This window comes from Spirochaeta cellobiosiphila DSM 17781, from assembly GCF_000426705.1.
Lineage (GTDB): Bacteria > Spirochaetota > Spirochaetia > DSM-17781 > DSM-17781 > Spirochaeta_E > Spirochaeta_E cellobiosiphila.
On the sequence record NZ_AUFW01000017.1, the window covers coordinates 80,325 to 96,208 of the forward strand.

Below are 15,884 nucleotides of genomic sequence, written 5' to 3' on the forward strand. Positions count from 1 at the left end.
ATTGATCCTAGGAGCATAAAAAAACCAGCCCTTGAGGCTGGTTTTTAATTTGAAATGCCAGTTTATTCATGTTCAGATAAATATCTCTCTGCTTCTAAAGCAGCCATACAACCAGAACCAGCGGCAGTGACTGCTTGCCTGAATTTGTGATCCTGCACATCTCCACAAGCAAAAACACCTTCAACAGAAGTATAGGTAGAACCAGGAGTGGTTTTTATATATCCGGTTTCATCCATATCCAGTTGACCATTAAGAAAATCAGTGTTTGGTTTATGTCCAATAGCATAGAACAATCCACTAGAGGGAATGGTTTCTTCCTCACCAGTTTTATTATTCTTGATCTTCATACTTCCCAGAATATTTTCACCAATCGCTTCGACAGCATTAGTATTCCACTTTATCTCAATTTTGGGATTATCAAAAACTCTCTGCTGCATAGCCTTACTAGCTCGTAATTCATCCCTACGAACAAGCATAGTAACCTTACTACCAAATTTAGATAAATACTGGGCTTCTTCACAAGCCGTATCTCCCCCACCAATAACAACAAGAGGTTTTTCACGAAATATTGGTAAAGCACCATCACATACAGCACAGGCTGATATACCTTTTTGCCAATAAGTATCTTCACCGGGAAGACTTAATCTCTTGGCTGTAGCTCCAGTAGCTATAATTATCGTCTCAGCTTTATACTCTTCTGATGCTGTAGATACAACAAATGGTTTTTTGCTGAAATCAACACTTTCGATAGTTTCTGTTTTAATTCGTGTACCATACTTAACAGATTGGTCTCTCATTTTTTGCATCAATTCCATGCCGCCCATACCATCAGGGAAACCTGGAAAATTTTCAATCTCCGTTGTTGTAGTTAATTGACCGCCGGGAGCGACTCCACCAGCCATAAAACCTTCAAACATCAGAGGTTTTAGTTCTGCTCGTGCTGCATAGATGGCAGCTGTATGACCTGCGGGTCCTGAACCAATAATTATTACCTTTTCTACGTCAGACATGAACATCTCCTATTGATATATGAATAATATAATAAGAAAGTAACGTCAAGAAATTAATAGATATTACATATGACCTTTCATATATTTAATTAGCATATTCAGAAACACTCTATCTCGTCTTGTTATTTCACTTTTACTATAATAGCAATGGTACCAAATACATACAAAGCGTTGAGTCACATAATTCTTAGGGAGAGTAAGTTCAACTCTATCAGCCCATTCAGACCAACCTATAACTGATGGACCAGGAATACCATTATTCTTAGCCATTTTGATTAGCTTTTCAACCTTACTGGTTTTGATAGTTTTACCAATTATGTAAGCAATTAGCATTAGAATACAAAAAATAAAAAGAACTATTAATATTGTCATAATGAAGGGGAGAGAAACATAGGCATTAGATGAGGGAACAGCCTTCTCAACATTTAGAGGTGTAGGATCAATAATCACCCACTTATTGGATTCATCCCATACTTCAACCCAAGCATGAGATTGACTACCTGAAATATAGGATTTTCCCGATTCTGATAAGATTGTTAAAAAACCCGTCACATATCGACAAGGAATTCCTTCTTTTCTAGCTAACAAGATGAACAATGTAGCAAAATGAACACAAAACCCTCTCTTATTATCAATAAACTTATCGATAATATTCTGATTTCCATAATAAGTACTTATATCATAAATATATTCTGAATGAAGATATTTTAAGATTGCATCAATAATGTCTTTTTGACTACCTTCATTAGAGAACGAAGGTATGGAACGAGAGGACTCCCATCGAGTTATTGAGTCAGCAGGTTTTGGAGGTGGATATTCCATTTTTGTTGGATAAAAACGTAACTCATCTCCACGTAAAAAAGGAGGATCTACCTTCCAACCACTTGAATTCTGCCCTATTATGCTTCTACCAGTAACCTTAGGTTTCATTCCAGAAATTTGTGGCAAAGCACTACAAAAATCACTTTCAATCTGCAATAAAAATTGTTCATTGCCCTCCTCTCTTACAGGAATCCAGTCTTTCGAGTCCTCTGGTGCCATGTGCCATTCTGAATGCGAGTAAGACTCATAAGCTTCCATTCGTAGATAGACTGTTTTATTAGGAGGACCTGATAGGGAAAAATACCTTTGATTGGATAACAAAGGTCTTCTTCCTGATAATTCGGAGTTCATAAAATAAGCATATCCCGGCTGTTCTTGTAATAAGGGAAAACCTGGCCATAACTTCAACACAATATTTTCTATTCGAGGTAGTGACAAAGAAGGGAAATAGGGACGAGGATCAGGATTAATCACATAGAATACTGCACTGAAAACCAGTGCAAATATCATAGGGAGTAATAAACTAAAAACATAATCCTTAAGTAAACCAGAACTAATTTGAGCGTAATTTTTCTTAATCACATAAATGAGACAGGGCAACAAAAACAATAAGAAATACCAATATTCAAGTAAAAAAAACAAAGTAATTCCTGTCATAGCCCAATAAGTCCATACAGCCATCCATTTCCAAGAAAAAGAATCAATTACAACAAACAAAATGAATGTATATATCAAGACATAAGTAAGAACTAAACTAGCAAGAAGACCACCAACAGGGCGATGTACTAGATAGGATTTCCAAACGGCAAGTGCGGAAGCTGGTGTTAATTGAATGCCCATAAATAATATCAGGAATCCAAAGATGATTATGATATACGATGATATGTTAGAGAGTCTTGATGGAAAGAAAAATGTTACCGAAAAGAATGTACCTAGCAATAAGAAAATAAATGGTATAGAACGAAAACATATTAAGCACCAAAACAAAATAGTAAACCACAGAATTAACAACTTGAGACTTCTACCGCTCATATTAACTCCTCAAGTTGTTCCTTACTGTTATTTATAACACTGAAATGATCAGCCCCTTGATTACGCTCTTGTATAAAAGAAATAATTTCCTCAGATGGTAGCCTAGATATCGCATATATCCAATGACTATTCCCATTATTGTACTCTCTACTCGTATCAACCAGAGAATATATATCATTCGATAGCCCTATTAGAAAACGTTTAGAATAGGAACTCATTCTAAAATATTTACTTACAATATGCATACTTTTCTCTGGTGAAAAACATATCTCAAGGGAGTGATTTATAAAATCCTGTATATCATCCTGACTAGAAAATATAACCTCCCTAATCTCTGGCATTGGTATCAATAGCACCAAAGGAATGTGATTATTTACAAAGTAATCTAACAGTGCAAACAGTACTTCAATTAAGCAATCCTGATCAGCCCATTCTTCTAAATTCTTTATATCATTTCGATAGGCAAAAGTATCAAATATCAAGCAAACGCCTTCAGTCAATTCTTGTTCATACATTTTAATCACAGCCTGATTTCTGTAGAGCCACCTCTTCCAATCAAAACGATTTAAAGGATCACCCCATTTATACTCTTCCATATAAGCAAACAAACTAAAATTATTCTGAATACCTATAGCATTACTTAATTGCCCCTCAGAGAACCCAAGATATCTGAGAGTGTAGTGAGTGAACGTAAGGAGACGAGGATAGACATAAAAAGTTCTCTGCCATATGGATATTTTAAAACAAAATATTCCCCAATGATCTTGGATAACTATTGTAGATAACCCAAGAACATATATACCTCTATAAGGACAGCTAACCTTATATTGTTTCTTTATTGATCTACCGGGACTTAATGTGATTTTAAAATCTTCAAGCTCTTGTTTTAAGTAGGGATGAACTTTCTTGAAATGAGCTGTAATAATGACAGAACTTAAAGCCCCACTATTCTCAATTAATAGTTTGTACTGGACTTCATCACCTTTACAAAGATGTTCCTTACTAAAATTTTGAGTATATCGAATACTTAAATATGAATATAAAGTAAAGAAAAATAGAGAGACTGGATAAAAGAAAAATATTCCCTTAACGACTAAGCCAAGGACCCCAGACATAAAGGGTAGTCTATCAATTATAATTAAAAAAAGTATGTATATAAAATAAGCTAATAACCTTGCTTTTGTTATTATCAACGGTTTAAACCCGTAGGAAGAGGAATCTTTTTAAGTATGTCATCTAATAATTCCCTCTTGGAATGAGAACCTAAAGTAATTGTTTGTTTAAATATTATTCTATGTTCTAAAACAAGATGAGAGGTAAATATAAGATCTTCAGGTATAACAAAATCTCTACCTTTTATAAAGGCAATACCCTGGCTGGCTTTTTTCCAATGAATCAAAGCTCTAGGACTTAAAGGTAGTACTACATGAGGAGAATTTCGTGTAGCTTGAGCAACATCTATCATATAATCCATTAAGTCCTGCTTGAACGTTTGTAATTCACATTTTTTCTGCAGTTCTAACAGAATTTCTGTTGTTAAAATGGGTTCAATATTATCTAAAGGATTATTCTTGATACCATAGATATTTAATATCTTTTTTTCTTCTTCTTTACTTGGATATCCTAAGGATATCTTCAGTCCAAACCTATCAGCCTGAGCCTCTGGTATTTCATAAGTTCCTGAAAAAGAATTAGGGTTTTGAGTAGCAATAACAAGAAATGGTTCAGGAAGAGATATAGTTCTACCATCAATAGTAACAAAACCTTCCTGCATGGCTTCCAGAAGCCCTGATTGTGTTCTAGGAGAAGCTCTATTGATTTCATCTCCTAATATTAATTGATGAAACAACGCTCCCTGTAAGAACGAAAAGTTGCCCGTATTCTTATCCAATACATTCATACCAATTAAATCACCTGGGAGGATATCCGGAGTAAATTGGATCCTCCCAAAATCAAGACTGCTTGCTCTTGCAAAAGCTTTAACTAAAGTAGTTTTACCTATCCCAGGATTATCTTCAATTAATAAATGCAAGCCACTAATCAAGGACAATAAAACTATTTCAATATGAGAACGTGAACCCAGATATACTTCTTCGACTTTTTTTATTAAATCTTCTAAAATAAATTCGGACATCATTATATAATCCTCTAAGGAAAGGCTATTAAAGCTCTACTTTTATTCTTGATAGTTTTTTTTAATTTGGCAAGTTATTATTAAATAAGAGATTATAGGATATGGATTTTATGTTACAGAATTTGAATACGAATATTGATACATCATGGTATACCCTACTAGAAGAAGAAATGAGCAAGACATATTTTAATAAATTAACTCAATACGTTCAGGAGGAATACAAATCAAAAACAATATATCCACCTAATGAGGAGATTTTTGCAGCCTTTGATTATTGCCCTGTTGATAAAACAAAGGTGGTTATATTGGGCCAAGACCCTTATCATGGACCAAACCAGGCACATGGTTTATGTTTTTCTGTAAAAGACCCTACCCCTTGTCCTCCTAGCTTAAAGAATATTTATAAAGAAATACAAAGTGATCTAGGTCAGGGAATACCTCATTCAGGGGATTTAACACGTTGGGCAAAACAAGGAGTTTTATTACTCAATGCAACCCTAACGGTACAGGCCGCAAAAGCAGGGTCGCATCAAAAAAAAGGATGGGAAGAATTCACAGATACAGCGATAAATAAATTGCAAGAGACTAAAGACAACATAGTCTTTCTACTCTGGGGTAGTTATGCACAAAAAAAAGGGCAAATGATTGATAGACAAAGACATTTGGTTCTAGAAGCACCACACCCCTCCCCCTTATCTGCCCATAGAGGTTTCTTTGGATGTAGACATTTCAGTAAAACAAACACTTATCTAGTACAACACAATAAGAGCCCTATTCTTTGGTAAGTAACTCTAACAACAATTGATGTAATCGCCGATTCGTTGCAACAATGGGGCCCCTTTTTAAATCGGGATTCTCTCCATTGTAGTCACTTAACTGTCCACCGGCTTCTTCCAGTATTAAGGAAGCAGCAGCATAATCCCAAGGGCTCAATTCATATTCCCAGAACATATCTGCTCTACCAGCAGCAACATACACAATATCAATGGCCGCAGAACCAAACCTTCGTAATCCTAATATATCATGACTAAACAAAGTCTCAATCTGACGTAAAGCTCGTTTCATTTTATCACCCCGATCATAATAAAACCCGGTAATAGCCATGGATGTTTTTAATACATTCTGCTCGCTTACTTTTATAGGTCTCCCGTTTAGATAAGCCCCTCCTCCCCTAATAGAACTAAACAACTCTTTTCGGCTAGGATCATACACAACGCCAACGACAACTTGACCTTTAAAAGCAAGTGCAATACTTACACTATATTGTGGTAACCCTCTTGAAAAGTTGTTTGTTCCATCTAAAGGATCAATAATCCATGTATAGGGAGATTCCGTTACAGTATAATGTTGTTCCTCTCCTTGAATATTGTGATCAGGGAAATGATGGTGTATCATTGTTGAAATTAATTTTTCTGCTTCCAAATCTGATTCAGTAACCAGATCATAATTCAGTCCTTTCGATTCAATACGAAAGGTTCCTTTACTCTGGAATTTTTTATGTAATTTCCCAGCTTTCAAAGCTGCTTTTATTGCTAATTTATAGAATTGTCTATTCTTGGACATTTAATTCCCCTTCATAATATACATGAATAAAGTAATGTAATGCAGATGCAATGACAATAGATCTGATCTTGATTAATACAATACTTATCCTCTATTCTCTGACTATAAGGAGTCTTGATGGATCAAAATAAAAAAGAATTGGACATGGACAATTTCGATAGAATACAAAGCCATATAAGTGATCAGATTATTGGTCTTATTAATGGAAAATTCCAAGAAATAGGTTATAACGAACTTGACCTCAGGAAAAACAATTTGCTTACATCGATCCGAGAATTAGAAAATTTAGTTAGGGGATATTTGTAAAATATTTCCTTCCTATTCTCTTATCATACTTACTTATAAATTATTTTTATTAACATCCAGAGGCCGTAGCAAAACAATTATTACTAGAGCTTCTAACAACCCAGTAGAAATGAAACTTTTATATTTCTTATCAATCTCCATTGACTTAAGCACTAATAATTCGCTTTAATGTTTAGCAGATAATGCGTAAGGGAGCTATGGCGACATGGCTGAGAGGGAATAACAGATTTCCGACCTTTGACCAGATGCGGATAATACCGACGATGGAAACGTTGCCGAATTATACATAGGTTTATCCTTACGCTATTGAATAAGGAGTATCTATGCCCATCATTAACTTAAGCCTTCAGATTCTTCCGACAACAGAAGTTTCACAGATTTATCCTACAGTAGATAAGGTAATCGATTTAATCAAATCATCAGGAGTGAAATATGTGGTAGGTCCTATGGAAACTACCATGGAAGGGGATATGGATGTCCTTTTTGATATAGCTAAGCAAGCTCACTATATATGCAGTCAAGCTGGAGCAGATAGCGTTGTAGCTATAATTAAAACTCATTATAGACCTGGTAGTGATGTGACAATGGAAGAGAAGATTGGCAAATATCATTAAAGCGGTTTTAGTGCTTTTATGGGAGCTGTCTTGTCGAGTCTTCCATGTCCCTGAGTACATTATTCCTGCTCCAAGCCAAATAGTATATCAAATGTGGATCAACAGGTATTTGTTAGTTGATCATACGATGACAACATCCTTTGTTGCTCTACTAGGTTTGGCTTTTGCCATTCCTTCAGGAATACTAATAGCTCTCTTAATGGATTTATCACTACGACTAAAAAATATCTTGTATCCCTTTTTAGTTATTAGCCAAACGATACCTATTGTTTTTATTTATCCCTTACTTCTCATTTGGTTTGGCTTCGGGTTGTCACCAAAGGTTATTGTTGTTTTTTTGGTTTGTTTTTTCCCCATCGCAGTAAATGTATATAAAGGGTTCCAACATACATCAGAAGAATTACTTGATCTACTTAGATCCATGAATGCATCCACATGGTATCTCTATACAAAAGTTAAATGGCCAGGATCCTTACCGGATTTTATGAGTGGTTTAAAGATTACCCTTACCTATTCTCTAATGGGTGCTGTCATTGGTGAATGGTTAGGAGCCAGTAAAGGCTTAGGCGTTTATATGATTAGATCCTATAAAACCTTTAACACAGCAGGAGTCTTTGCTGCTATATCAATTATCGTAATTATGACTCTTGTCTTATTTAAAATTGTAGAAATATTTGAACATCGTTTCCTAGCCTGGAAATACATTAATAAGGAGTAGCTATGAAAATCAAACTATCATTTTATTTAATTATTTGTTCGCTTATCATTACTTCATGTAACAATAAACAAGAACTTACTAAAGTAACAACTGTTCTAGATTGGACAGTGAACACCAATCAGACTGGTTTGTATGTAGCCAAAGAAAAAGGATACTTCAAAGAGGAAGGTCTGGATGTGGATATCCAATTCCCTCCAGAAATGGGTGCTGATGCTGTTATTGCTTCAGGACAAGCTGATTATGGTGTCAGTTACCAAGAGAACATAACATTTGCGAGAGCATCGCAAATTCCTATAGTTGCTATTGCAGCAGTCATTCAGCACAATACCAGTGGCTTTGCGGCAAGATCAACAACCGGAATATCACGTCCCAAACACTTTGAAGGGAAAAGATATGGAGGGTGGGGAAGTCCAGTTGAAGAGGCAACCTTAAAAGCATTAATGGATAAAGACAATGGAGATTATAGCAAGGTTGAAAACATCTCCTTAGGAACAATGGACTTCTTCTCTGCCACGGAAAAAAGCATAGATTTTTCTTGGATTTTTGAAGGTTGGGATGGAATTGCCTCTCAAGTTAAGGGCATTGATATTAATTATATTCCCTTAGTTCAATATGACAAAGCCCTAGATTATTACACACCAGTATTAGCCACAAGTGAAAACAAAATAAAGAACAATCCGGACCAAGTAAAAGCCTTCCTCAAAGCGGTTTCAAAAGGATATGAGTTTTCCATCAAAAACCCCCAAGAAGCTGCTAACATACTTCTTAAATATGCACCTGAATTAGATAGAGAATTGGTAATTGAAAGTCAGAAATACCTTGCAGACAAGTATCAGGCAGAAGCAAGCCAATGGGGTCATATGAAATTATCCGTTTGGACAAATTATAAAAACTGGTTATTGGACAGAAATCTACTTTCAAAAGATATTGATGAATCTCAGGCTTTTACTAACGAGTATCTTCCCAGATGAGTGATTATCTCCAGGTAAAGCAAATAGCCTATTCTTATCCTCAAACCAATGTGATTGATGATCTATCTTTTACTATAAAAAAAGGAGATATAGTTACCATATTAGGTCCCTCTGGCTGTGGAAAAAGTACTTTCTTTAACATATTAACTGGTCAACTCAACTTACAGAAAGGAAGTCTGTGGATCAATAATAGACAGATAAAGAATTTAAAAGGGCATGTGGGATTCATGCCTCAAAAAGATTTGCTTTTACCCTGGAGAACAATTAGATCTAATCTTAAGATACCAGAAGAACTTAGAACTGAGCCCCTTGATATTGATATTAGCGCCCTGATAACACAATTTGGTCTGGAAGATTTCATTGATTCTTATCCCCACCAGCTATCTGGTGGAATGAGGCAAAGAGCAGCTTTATTACGAACATATTTGTTTAATCAAGATTTCCTGTTATTAGATGAACCTTTTGGTGCATTAGATGCTTTTACAAGACATGAGATGCAAAGCTGGTTGTATTCAACCATCAAAAAACTAAACAGTACAGTATTAATGATTACCCATGATGTAGATGAAGCTCTCTTATTAGCTGATAGTATTATATTACTAGACAATAGACCTACAAAAATCATTAGACAGTTGCAGATAAACTATTCAACAAAACGTTCACAAATCTTAACAACAACAAATGAGTTCAACAACTATAAAAAACAAATCCTGGAAATCTTAGGGTTTTAGGCTAACTGCCTAATACCCTAAGTATTGAAATCCAAAAAGTAAAAGTGACAATGGAAAATAATGTGGTAAAACTGACTATCTCACCAGCTATTTTACCATCCCCTCCCATTGTTCTAGCCATGACAAAACTGGCAACAGCCGTTGGACTACCAGCGGTAATAACCATGGAAGCCAATACAACACCCCTTATACCAAACCTCCAGCTTACTCCTAACACAACAGCAGGAAGAACTATTAACTTGATAGCCGAAGCACCCATCCATATCACCTTGCTAGAATCAAGATCTTTTAATTCCAATGAAGCCCCTATTCCAATTAAAGCAAGAGGTAGAGTTAATTGGGATAGATAAGACATAGTATCAAAAGCAAACATAGGAATACTGATATGAAATATTCCTATAGGCAAGCCTAATATCACTCCCCATATCAGTGGATTTTTTACTACTTTGATAGCCACTTCTTTGAATATGTTCTGAGACTCATCACTTGAACCTCTGCTTAACAATATTATGGCAAACAGATTATACAAAGGCATAATTACAGCAAGGAGTACTGCACCTACCTGTAGAGCCTCATATCCAAAACTTTTCTCCGTGACGGCAAAACCAATGATAGCAATATTGCTTCTAAAGGCCCCCTGCACAAAAGTAGAACGTTTGGGCCCCTCCAACTGATAAGAAAAAATCCAGGAAAAGATAACTATCAAAGTTGTTACAACTGCAAAAATAATAATGCCTTGATATAAGGCAGAAGGAATAGTCTCTATCTGAGACATTTTCTGAAAAATCATAACAGGCATTGCGACTTTGAAAACAATATTTGAGGATTCTTTAACAAAGGTCTCACCGATGATTCTTGTCTGTTTTAATATTAGTCCTATTATAATCATAAAAAAAATAGGACAGACTTTAGCCAATGCAAAAACAAGTACTTCCATTAACTGCGAACCTCCAAGATGTTTTTTACAATTTTTACATTTTCCCTTACATGAGAGGCATCAACTGAACTGACTAAAATCTGAGAGACTTTAGGTGTCTCAAGAATAAATTTAAAGGCGTATTCTAAGTAATCTTCTCTCTCAAGAAATACTTTTACCTGCTGCCTTATTTTTTCACTATTATATAGAGGATTCCGGCGACGTACTTCTTTTTTAGTCGTTTTATAATCCCATGGAATCTCACCACTTAAGAATCCTTGAGCTAATGGACTATAACTCCATAAGGTCTGTTTATTTGTCATTAACTTACCCAGTCTTTCTATAATGTTTGAATTTAGATAATTATATTCATATTGATAAAAATCTATTTCTGCTGATAACTCTGAATGAACCACTTCGTTGATGTCATAATTGGATATTCCAATGTTTTTAATAAGCTTTTGTTCTCGTAGATCCAATAATATGGAAAGAGCACTATCTAAAGAATATCGACTATCTGGCCAATGAATAAAGAGAGTATCGACAAAATCACGTTTAAGTCTTTTTAAAGATTGCTCCAGTCCACGATAAATAGCCGACTCAGATAAATCATGATAAAAACGTTGGCTATCATCCCAATACAATCCACATTTGGTTGATATATGGCAATGATGTCCCTTTAAAAGACTACCTAAATACTCTTCTGATTTCCCGTAACCATAAGCAGGAGCCGTGTCAAATAATTCAATACCGGACTCACAAGCACAAATGACAGCCTCAATAGCTTTTTTGTGATCAACATGTCTCCATCCATGACCTCCTAACTTCCAGGCTCCATAACCAAGAGGAAACATTTCTTTCTCCTTTATTTCTCCTTAAGCTTGTCGTACAGTTATAATCATAATAAACAAAAAAGGATACTCTATTGCGTTTGTATAATCCTGTACTTTATCAGGGCAAAAATAAAAAAGCTCCCTATTTTGAAGGTTGGTATTACAAATTAACAGAACCAAAGAGCGCATCAACCTTGGCTATCATTCCTGGTATTACAAAAGGCAAGAATCCTCATTCATTCATACAAGTAATTCATGGATCTTCTGGTAAGACCTGGTATAATCGCTATACTGTGGATGATTTCTCATGGACAGATAAACCTTTCACTATTCATATAGGACCTAATGAATTTGCAAGAAATTACATAAGTCTTAGCTTAATTGAGCCTAGTATATCAGGAACCTTATATTTTACAGAACTCAAGCCTTATCCAGGGCATTTATTGTCACCTGGTATAATGGGACCGTTTTCTTTCTTACCATTCATGGAGTGCTATCATGGTGTCATATCAATGGATCATATGATTACTGGAAACCTTGATTTTGATAATCATAAAATCAACTTTACAGGAGGACGTGGTTATATAGAAAAAGACTGGGGACGTTCCTTTCCCTCTAGCTGGGTTTGGATTCAGGGCAATCAATTTTCTGAAGAAGGAAACTCCCTTTTGTTTTCCTTGGCCCGTATCCCTTGGATTGGTAATAATTTCAATGGCTTTATTTGCTTTCTCTTATGTGAAAATCAATTGTATACTTTCAACACTTACAACAAAAGCAAGATATCTATCCTTGAACATACAGCAGATCACATTACTATATTAATCACCCGTAAAAAATGGTCATTACAGATAACAGCTAAACCACAATCCTTAGGTTGCCTGCAAGCGCCTGTAGAGGGCAATATGAATCGTACAATAAAAGAGTCTTGCAATGCCTTTATTGAATATAGTTTTAAGAGAGAAGATACACTTCTATCTTACGATAAATGTAAATCAGGAGGTTGTGAAATCAGTGGAGATACTAGTTTAATTTTTTAAGTCGTTTAATAAAGAACATGGGATTTTTTTCTAATAATAAATGAAGCTGTTCAAAACTTTCCTTGGGTTCACTGGCAGCACCTGACAGGATAAGTACTTTCTGATGCCATTTAAACCATAAGTAATGCTGTTGATGCTGATATCCAAGAGCACCTTTATTGATTAACTGTCGATCCAGATACGAAGCTAGATTGATATGATTATCTGTTCCTGTTAGATAATAAATGTCTGTGGGGGTGATATACATAACCATACGTTTAAAACCTTCAGCCATACAATCATCATGACGAAAACCTTCTAATTTAATACGATATGACCCCAGACTAATATCGTATCCTGATTTACGGAGTTCATTCCTAAAGTCTATTACTTCCTTTCGAATTTCCCTTAGGACATCAGGATTATTACGTTGTTGTTCTAAAGACCAACGCCAGTTTCGTAACCTTCTCTCAAATTGGTTGAATATAGGTAAAGAGGACAAAAACATTGTTGTATCACCTAACAATGTCCATACAGAACTAAATTCATCCTGTATTCTAACTATAATACGGTTTAAACTTGCCATTTCCCCTAAGCCTTGTAAAATAAAACTATGCGATATCTTGTAGTCTCTGACATACATTCTAATTATGAAGCATTTTCCACAGTCATCAATACAACAAAGGGAAGTTGGGATAAAATTTTATGCTTAGGAGACATCACAGGATATGGACCAAATCCTAATGAATGTATCCAACTTCTTTTAAATTATCCGCACATTGCAATATCAGGGAATCATGATGCTGCGATAACAGGAAAACTATCTATAGACTCTTTCAACTTATACGCGCAACAAGCTGTCAATATCAATAGAAAATTATTAAGTTCTGATGGAAAGGACTATTTGCTACAGCTAGAACCTGTTTATGATGACAATTCAGCCACATATGTACATGGAGGCTTAAATAATCCTCTTATGGAATATATTTTAACAGAGCAATCAATTGCTTCAAACTATTTGAACATGCCCCATAATCGATTGTTTTATGGACACACCCATGTTCCTGTTATATTTGCATACAATAACAATACCCTTGAAGGAACAAAAGGAACCCCCAAGATCTGGACACTACACAAAACATCTAAATATATGATTAACCCTGGTAGCGTTGGACAACCAAGAGATAGGGACTCACGAGCTTCCTTTGGAATCTGGGATAGGGATAACTCCACATGGGAATTTAAAAAAGTCCAGTATGATATAAGAACAACACAGCAAAAAATGATGAGACTGGGCTGCCAACCTCATCTCTATGAACGTCTATTAAAAGGGATTTAATTCTCTTCTACCACAACGAGAGCATTATAAATAATAACTCTCTTACCATTTAAATCAAATAGTACTTTATTGCCATACTCATTTGTTTGGACATCTATCTTCCCTTTATATTGGGATATTAATTCTCCATTAGCAGAATATACACTTACTGTTCGATTTAAGCCCCCAGCATATTCACTAGTAAAGGTTTTAACATTGCGTTGAAAACTCTCAGAACATGACATCAATATAAAACTGATAAGTATAACGAAACCTACTTTTTTCATAAGACATTTATCCTCCACTCCTTTATAATAACATATATGACAATATATGGCATTGATGAAGCAGCATTGGGACCTATTTTAGGACCTTATACTGCAGCTGTTTCAGGTTTTACTACAGAAGGTACAATTCCTTTAAGAGAAATTCTAAAGGACATCTGGTTTGATACAGCGCCCAAAGATCCTCTCTGCTTGGTCTGTGACTCCAAAAAATTATATTCCCCAGACAAGGGCATAGAAGAACTAGAACAGACAGTACTTTGTTTTTTTTATCTACTTATGGGCAGGCTTCCTGACTCCTTTAATGACTTTCTACTACATTTAGGATCAACTACTTATGAATCTATCCCCTGGCTTCATAATGATATTAAACTTCCTCTCCATGAGAACAATGAACATCTAATGGAAAGAGCACAAAAATTATCTGTCTATCTCCAATCTCTTAATGTTCACCTAAAACAAATTAAGCTCCAGTTTGTTCCTGCTCTGACCTTCAATCAGACTCTACAGAAATATCCCAACAAGGGCAGGACGACTCAGATTCTATTAAGCCCCTTGTTTCCAAAAGTACACAAAGACATAACAATAATTATAGATAAACAGGGAGGTAGACGATTCTATGGAGATTGGCTTCTTGAATTGTACCCACATCAGAGTATTAGGGCCTTTCAAGAAGGTCAGTTACGCAGCTCTTATGAAGTAGGACAAGCAAACATTACTTTTGAACAAAAGGCTGATGATCAGTTTTTTGCTACAGCCCTATCGTCACTTTTTGCTAAGTATGCTAGAGAAGTAGCTATGCATCAATTTAATCACTACTGGCAGAATCATTATCCTCATTTACAGAAAACTGCGGGATATCCCCAAGACGGTAAACGTTTTATTAAAGAGCTAAGTGAATATCAAAATATTGAGGAGATTCTGCCTATACTTGTGAGAGCTAAATAGAAGGATAGGTAATGAATAAATATAAAGGCTTTGACCTCAAAGCAATTGAAAAAAACTTCAAGCATTTTCAGAAAAATTTTGATCATATTAATGATAATTTGGAAATGAGACGAGAAGACTTTACAAAAACTATCATAAGTCAACTAATGGAAGGTTATGAATTCCTAAACAGCTTATGGTCTCGTGACATTGACTTATTCAGCTTATCTGGTCTCTATAATATGCTTGAATTGAATCATATTGTACTCTGTGGAACAGATAAACGAGTGAGGCGAGAACACTATCAACACCTAGAAACTACCAGAAAAAATTTCCAATCACGTATACAACCAATATATGACTGGTACAAACGCAATGCCCTTAAACACAACCCCTACAAAATAGCAGCTCAATACTACGGCCAAGCTTTAAGCTTCCCTCAACTATTCTTTGAAGGAAACCATCGAACAGAAAATATGATTGTTAATTACTACTTACTAAACAAAGGACTTCCTCCTTATATTATTCATATAGACACGGCCATTGAATATTTAAATGTTTCCTCACGGATTAAATTTAGTGATAAAGATAAAATGGGAGAAGGATTTAAACGTATAAAACATACGAAAGACTTTAGAAAATTTATTGAAACCCATGGTAATAACGAGTATCTCAAGGAGTAAGTAGTA

19 protein-coding genes and 1 riboswitch are annotated in these 15,884 nt (G+C 35.3%); of the genes, 10 read left to right on the forward strand and 9 right to left on the reverse strand.

What is annotated here, in order from left to right; all coding sequences use genetic code 11:
- Nucleotides 1–62: 62 nt before the first annotated feature.
- The 4 genes from trxB to K345_RS0103205 form a co-directional block, all read right to left on the reverse strand.
- A complete protein-coding gene (trxB, locus tag K345_RS0103190; protein ID WP_028972948.1) occupies nt 63–1,010 on the reverse strand; it encodes a thioredoxin-disulfide reductase in 948 nt (315 codons plus the stop codon).
- A gap of 63 nt (nt 1,011–1,073) precedes the next feature.
- Complete coding sequence (locus tag K345_RS0103195; RefSeq protein WP_028972949.1) at nt 1,074–2,672, reverse strand: transglutaminase-like domain-containing protein; 1,599 nt, start codon at nt 2,670–2,672, stop codon at nt 1,074–1,076.
- 188 nt (nt 2,673–2,860) lie between these two features.
- Nucleotides 2,861–3,979, reverse strand: a complete 1,119-nt coding sequence (locus K345_RS0103200; RefSeq protein WP_156888283.1) for a DUF58 domain-containing protein — start codon at nt 3,977–3,979, stop codon at nt 2,861–2,863.
- 74 nt (nt 3,980–4,053) lie between these two features.
- Nucleotides 4,054–4,998 (reverse strand): AAA family ATPase, encoded by a 945-nt coding sequence (locus K345_RS0103205; protein WP_211227824.1) that lies wholly within the window; start codon nt 4,996–4,998, stop codon nt 4,054–4,056.
- 101 nt (nt 4,999–5,099) lie between these two features.
- On the opposite strand from K345_RS0103205, the gene ung reads away from it, so the two are divergent.
- Nucleotides 5,100–5,783, forward strand: a complete 684-nt coding sequence (gene ung / locus K345_RS0103210) for a uracil-DNA glycosylase (protein ID WP_281169298.1) — start codon at nt 5,100–5,102, stop codon at nt 5,781–5,783.
- Here ung and K345_RS0103215 read toward each other — a convergent pair.
- Nucleotides 5,770–6,561: an inositol monophosphatase family protein gene (locus K345_RS0103215; protein ID WP_028972953.1), complete on the reverse strand. Its 792-nt coding sequence runs from the start codon at nt 6,559–6,561 to the stop codon at nt 5,770–5,772. The genes ung and K345_RS0103215 overlap by 14 nt on opposite strands.
- A gap of 117 nt (nt 6,562–6,678) precedes the next feature.
- On the opposite strand from K345_RS0103215, the gene K345_RS0103220 reads away from it, so the two are divergent.
- The 5 genes from K345_RS0103220 to K345_RS0103240 all read left to right on the forward strand — a co-directional run bounded on the left by K345_RS0103220 (nt 6,679) and on the right by K345_RS0103240 (nt 9,901).
- A complete protein-coding gene (locus K345_RS0103220; protein WP_028972954.1) occupies nt 6,679–6,867 on the forward strand; it encodes a hypothetical protein in 189 nt (62 codons plus the stop codon).
- A 178-nt stretch (nt 6,868–7,045) separates the two neighbouring features.
- A riboswitch (TPP riboswitch) is annotated at nt 7,046–7,153 on the forward strand.
- A 37-nt stretch (nt 7,154–7,190) separates the two neighbouring features.
- Nucleotides 7,191–7,481, forward strand: coding sequence for a thiamine-binding protein (locus tag K345_RS0103225; RefSeq protein WP_028972955.1), 291 nt, complete (start codon nt 7,191–7,193; stop codon nt 7,479–7,481).
- The gene (locus tag K345_RS19500; RefSeq protein WP_083963604.1) at nt 7,465–8,199 is read left to right on the forward strand and encodes an ABC transporter permease; all 735 of its coding nucleotides are present in this window, start codon (nt 7,465–7,467) and stop codon (nt 8,197–8,199) included. Before K345_RS0103225 ends, K345_RS19500 begins: the two co-directional genes overlap by 17 nt.
- Before the next feature lie 2 nt (nt 8,200–8,201).
- Nucleotides 8,202–9,170: an ABC transporter substrate-binding protein gene (locus K345_RS0103235; RefSeq protein ID WP_028972956.1), complete on the forward strand. Its 969-nt coding sequence runs from the start codon at nt 8,202–8,204 to the stop codon at nt 9,168–9,170.
- Nucleotides 9,167–9,901 (forward strand): ABC transporter ATP-binding protein, encoded by a 735-nt coding sequence (locus tag K345_RS0103240; RefSeq protein WP_028972957.1) that lies wholly within the window; start codon nt 9,167–9,169, stop codon nt 9,899–9,901. Before K345_RS0103235 ends, K345_RS0103240 begins: the two co-directional genes overlap by 4 nt.
- A 1-nt stretch (nt 9,902) precedes the next feature.
- Here K345_RS0103240 and K345_RS0103245 read toward each other — a convergent pair whose 3' ends face one another.
- Nucleotides 9,903–10,838, reverse strand: coding sequence for an AEC family transporter (locus K345_RS0103245; RefSeq protein ID WP_028972958.1), 936 nt, complete (start codon nt 10,836–10,838; stop codon nt 9,903–9,905).
- Nucleotides 10,838–11,671, reverse strand: a complete 834-nt coding sequence (locus K345_RS22095) for an aldo/keto reductase (RefSeq protein ID WP_053228027.1) — start codon at nt 11,669–11,671, stop codon at nt 10,838–10,840. Before K345_RS22095 ends, K345_RS0103245 begins: the two co-directional genes overlap by 1 nt.
- Nucleotides 11,672–11,742: 71 nt before the next feature.
- Here K345_RS22095 and K345_RS0103255 point away from each other — a divergent pair, with 71 nt between their 5' ends.
- A complete protein-coding gene (locus K345_RS0103255; protein ID WP_028972959.1) occupies nt 11,743–12,687 on the forward strand; it encodes a tocopherol cyclase family protein in 945 nt (314 codons plus the stop codon).
- On the opposite strand, the gene K345_RS0103260 is transcribed toward K345_RS0103255, so the two are convergent.
- Nucleotides 12,671–13,252 (reverse strand): hypothetical protein, encoded by a 582-nt coding sequence (locus K345_RS0103260; protein WP_037571085.1) that lies wholly within the window; start codon nt 13,250–13,252, stop codon nt 12,671–12,673. The genes K345_RS0103255 and K345_RS0103260 overlap by 17 nt on opposite strands.
- Before the next feature lie 27 nt (nt 13,253–13,279).
- On the opposite strand from K345_RS0103260, the gene K345_RS19510 reads away from it, so the two are divergent.
- Nucleotides 13,280–14,005 carry a metallophosphoesterase family protein gene (locus K345_RS19510; RefSeq protein ID WP_053228028.1) on the forward strand — a complete coding sequence of 242 codons (726 nt, stop codon included), beginning with the start codon at nt 13,280–13,282 and terminating at the stop codon, nt 14,003–14,005.
- On the opposite strand, the gene K345_RS0103270 is transcribed toward K345_RS19510, so the two are convergent.
- Nucleotides 14,002–14,271, reverse strand: a complete 270-nt coding sequence (locus K345_RS0103270; RefSeq protein WP_028972961.1) for a hypothetical protein — start codon at nt 14,269–14,271, stop codon at nt 14,002–14,004. The genes K345_RS19510 and K345_RS0103270 overlap by 4 nt on opposite strands.
- Nucleotides 14,272–14,307: 36 nt before the next feature.
- Between K345_RS0103270 and K345_RS0103275 the strand changes: the two genes are divergently transcribed.
- Together K345_RS0103275 and K345_RS0103280 are read left to right on the forward strand one after the other, a co-directional pair.
- Nucleotides 14,308–15,216, forward strand: coding sequence for a hypothetical protein (locus K345_RS0103275; protein WP_028972962.1), 909 nt, complete (start codon nt 14,308–14,310; stop codon nt 15,214–15,216).
- Between the two features lie 11 nt (nt 15,217–15,227).
- Entirely contained in the window at nt 15,228–15,878 is a 651-nt protein-coding gene (locus K345_RS0103280) for a hypothetical protein (protein ID WP_028972963.1), read from the forward strand.
- Nucleotides 15,879–15,884: the final 6 nt, after the last annotated feature.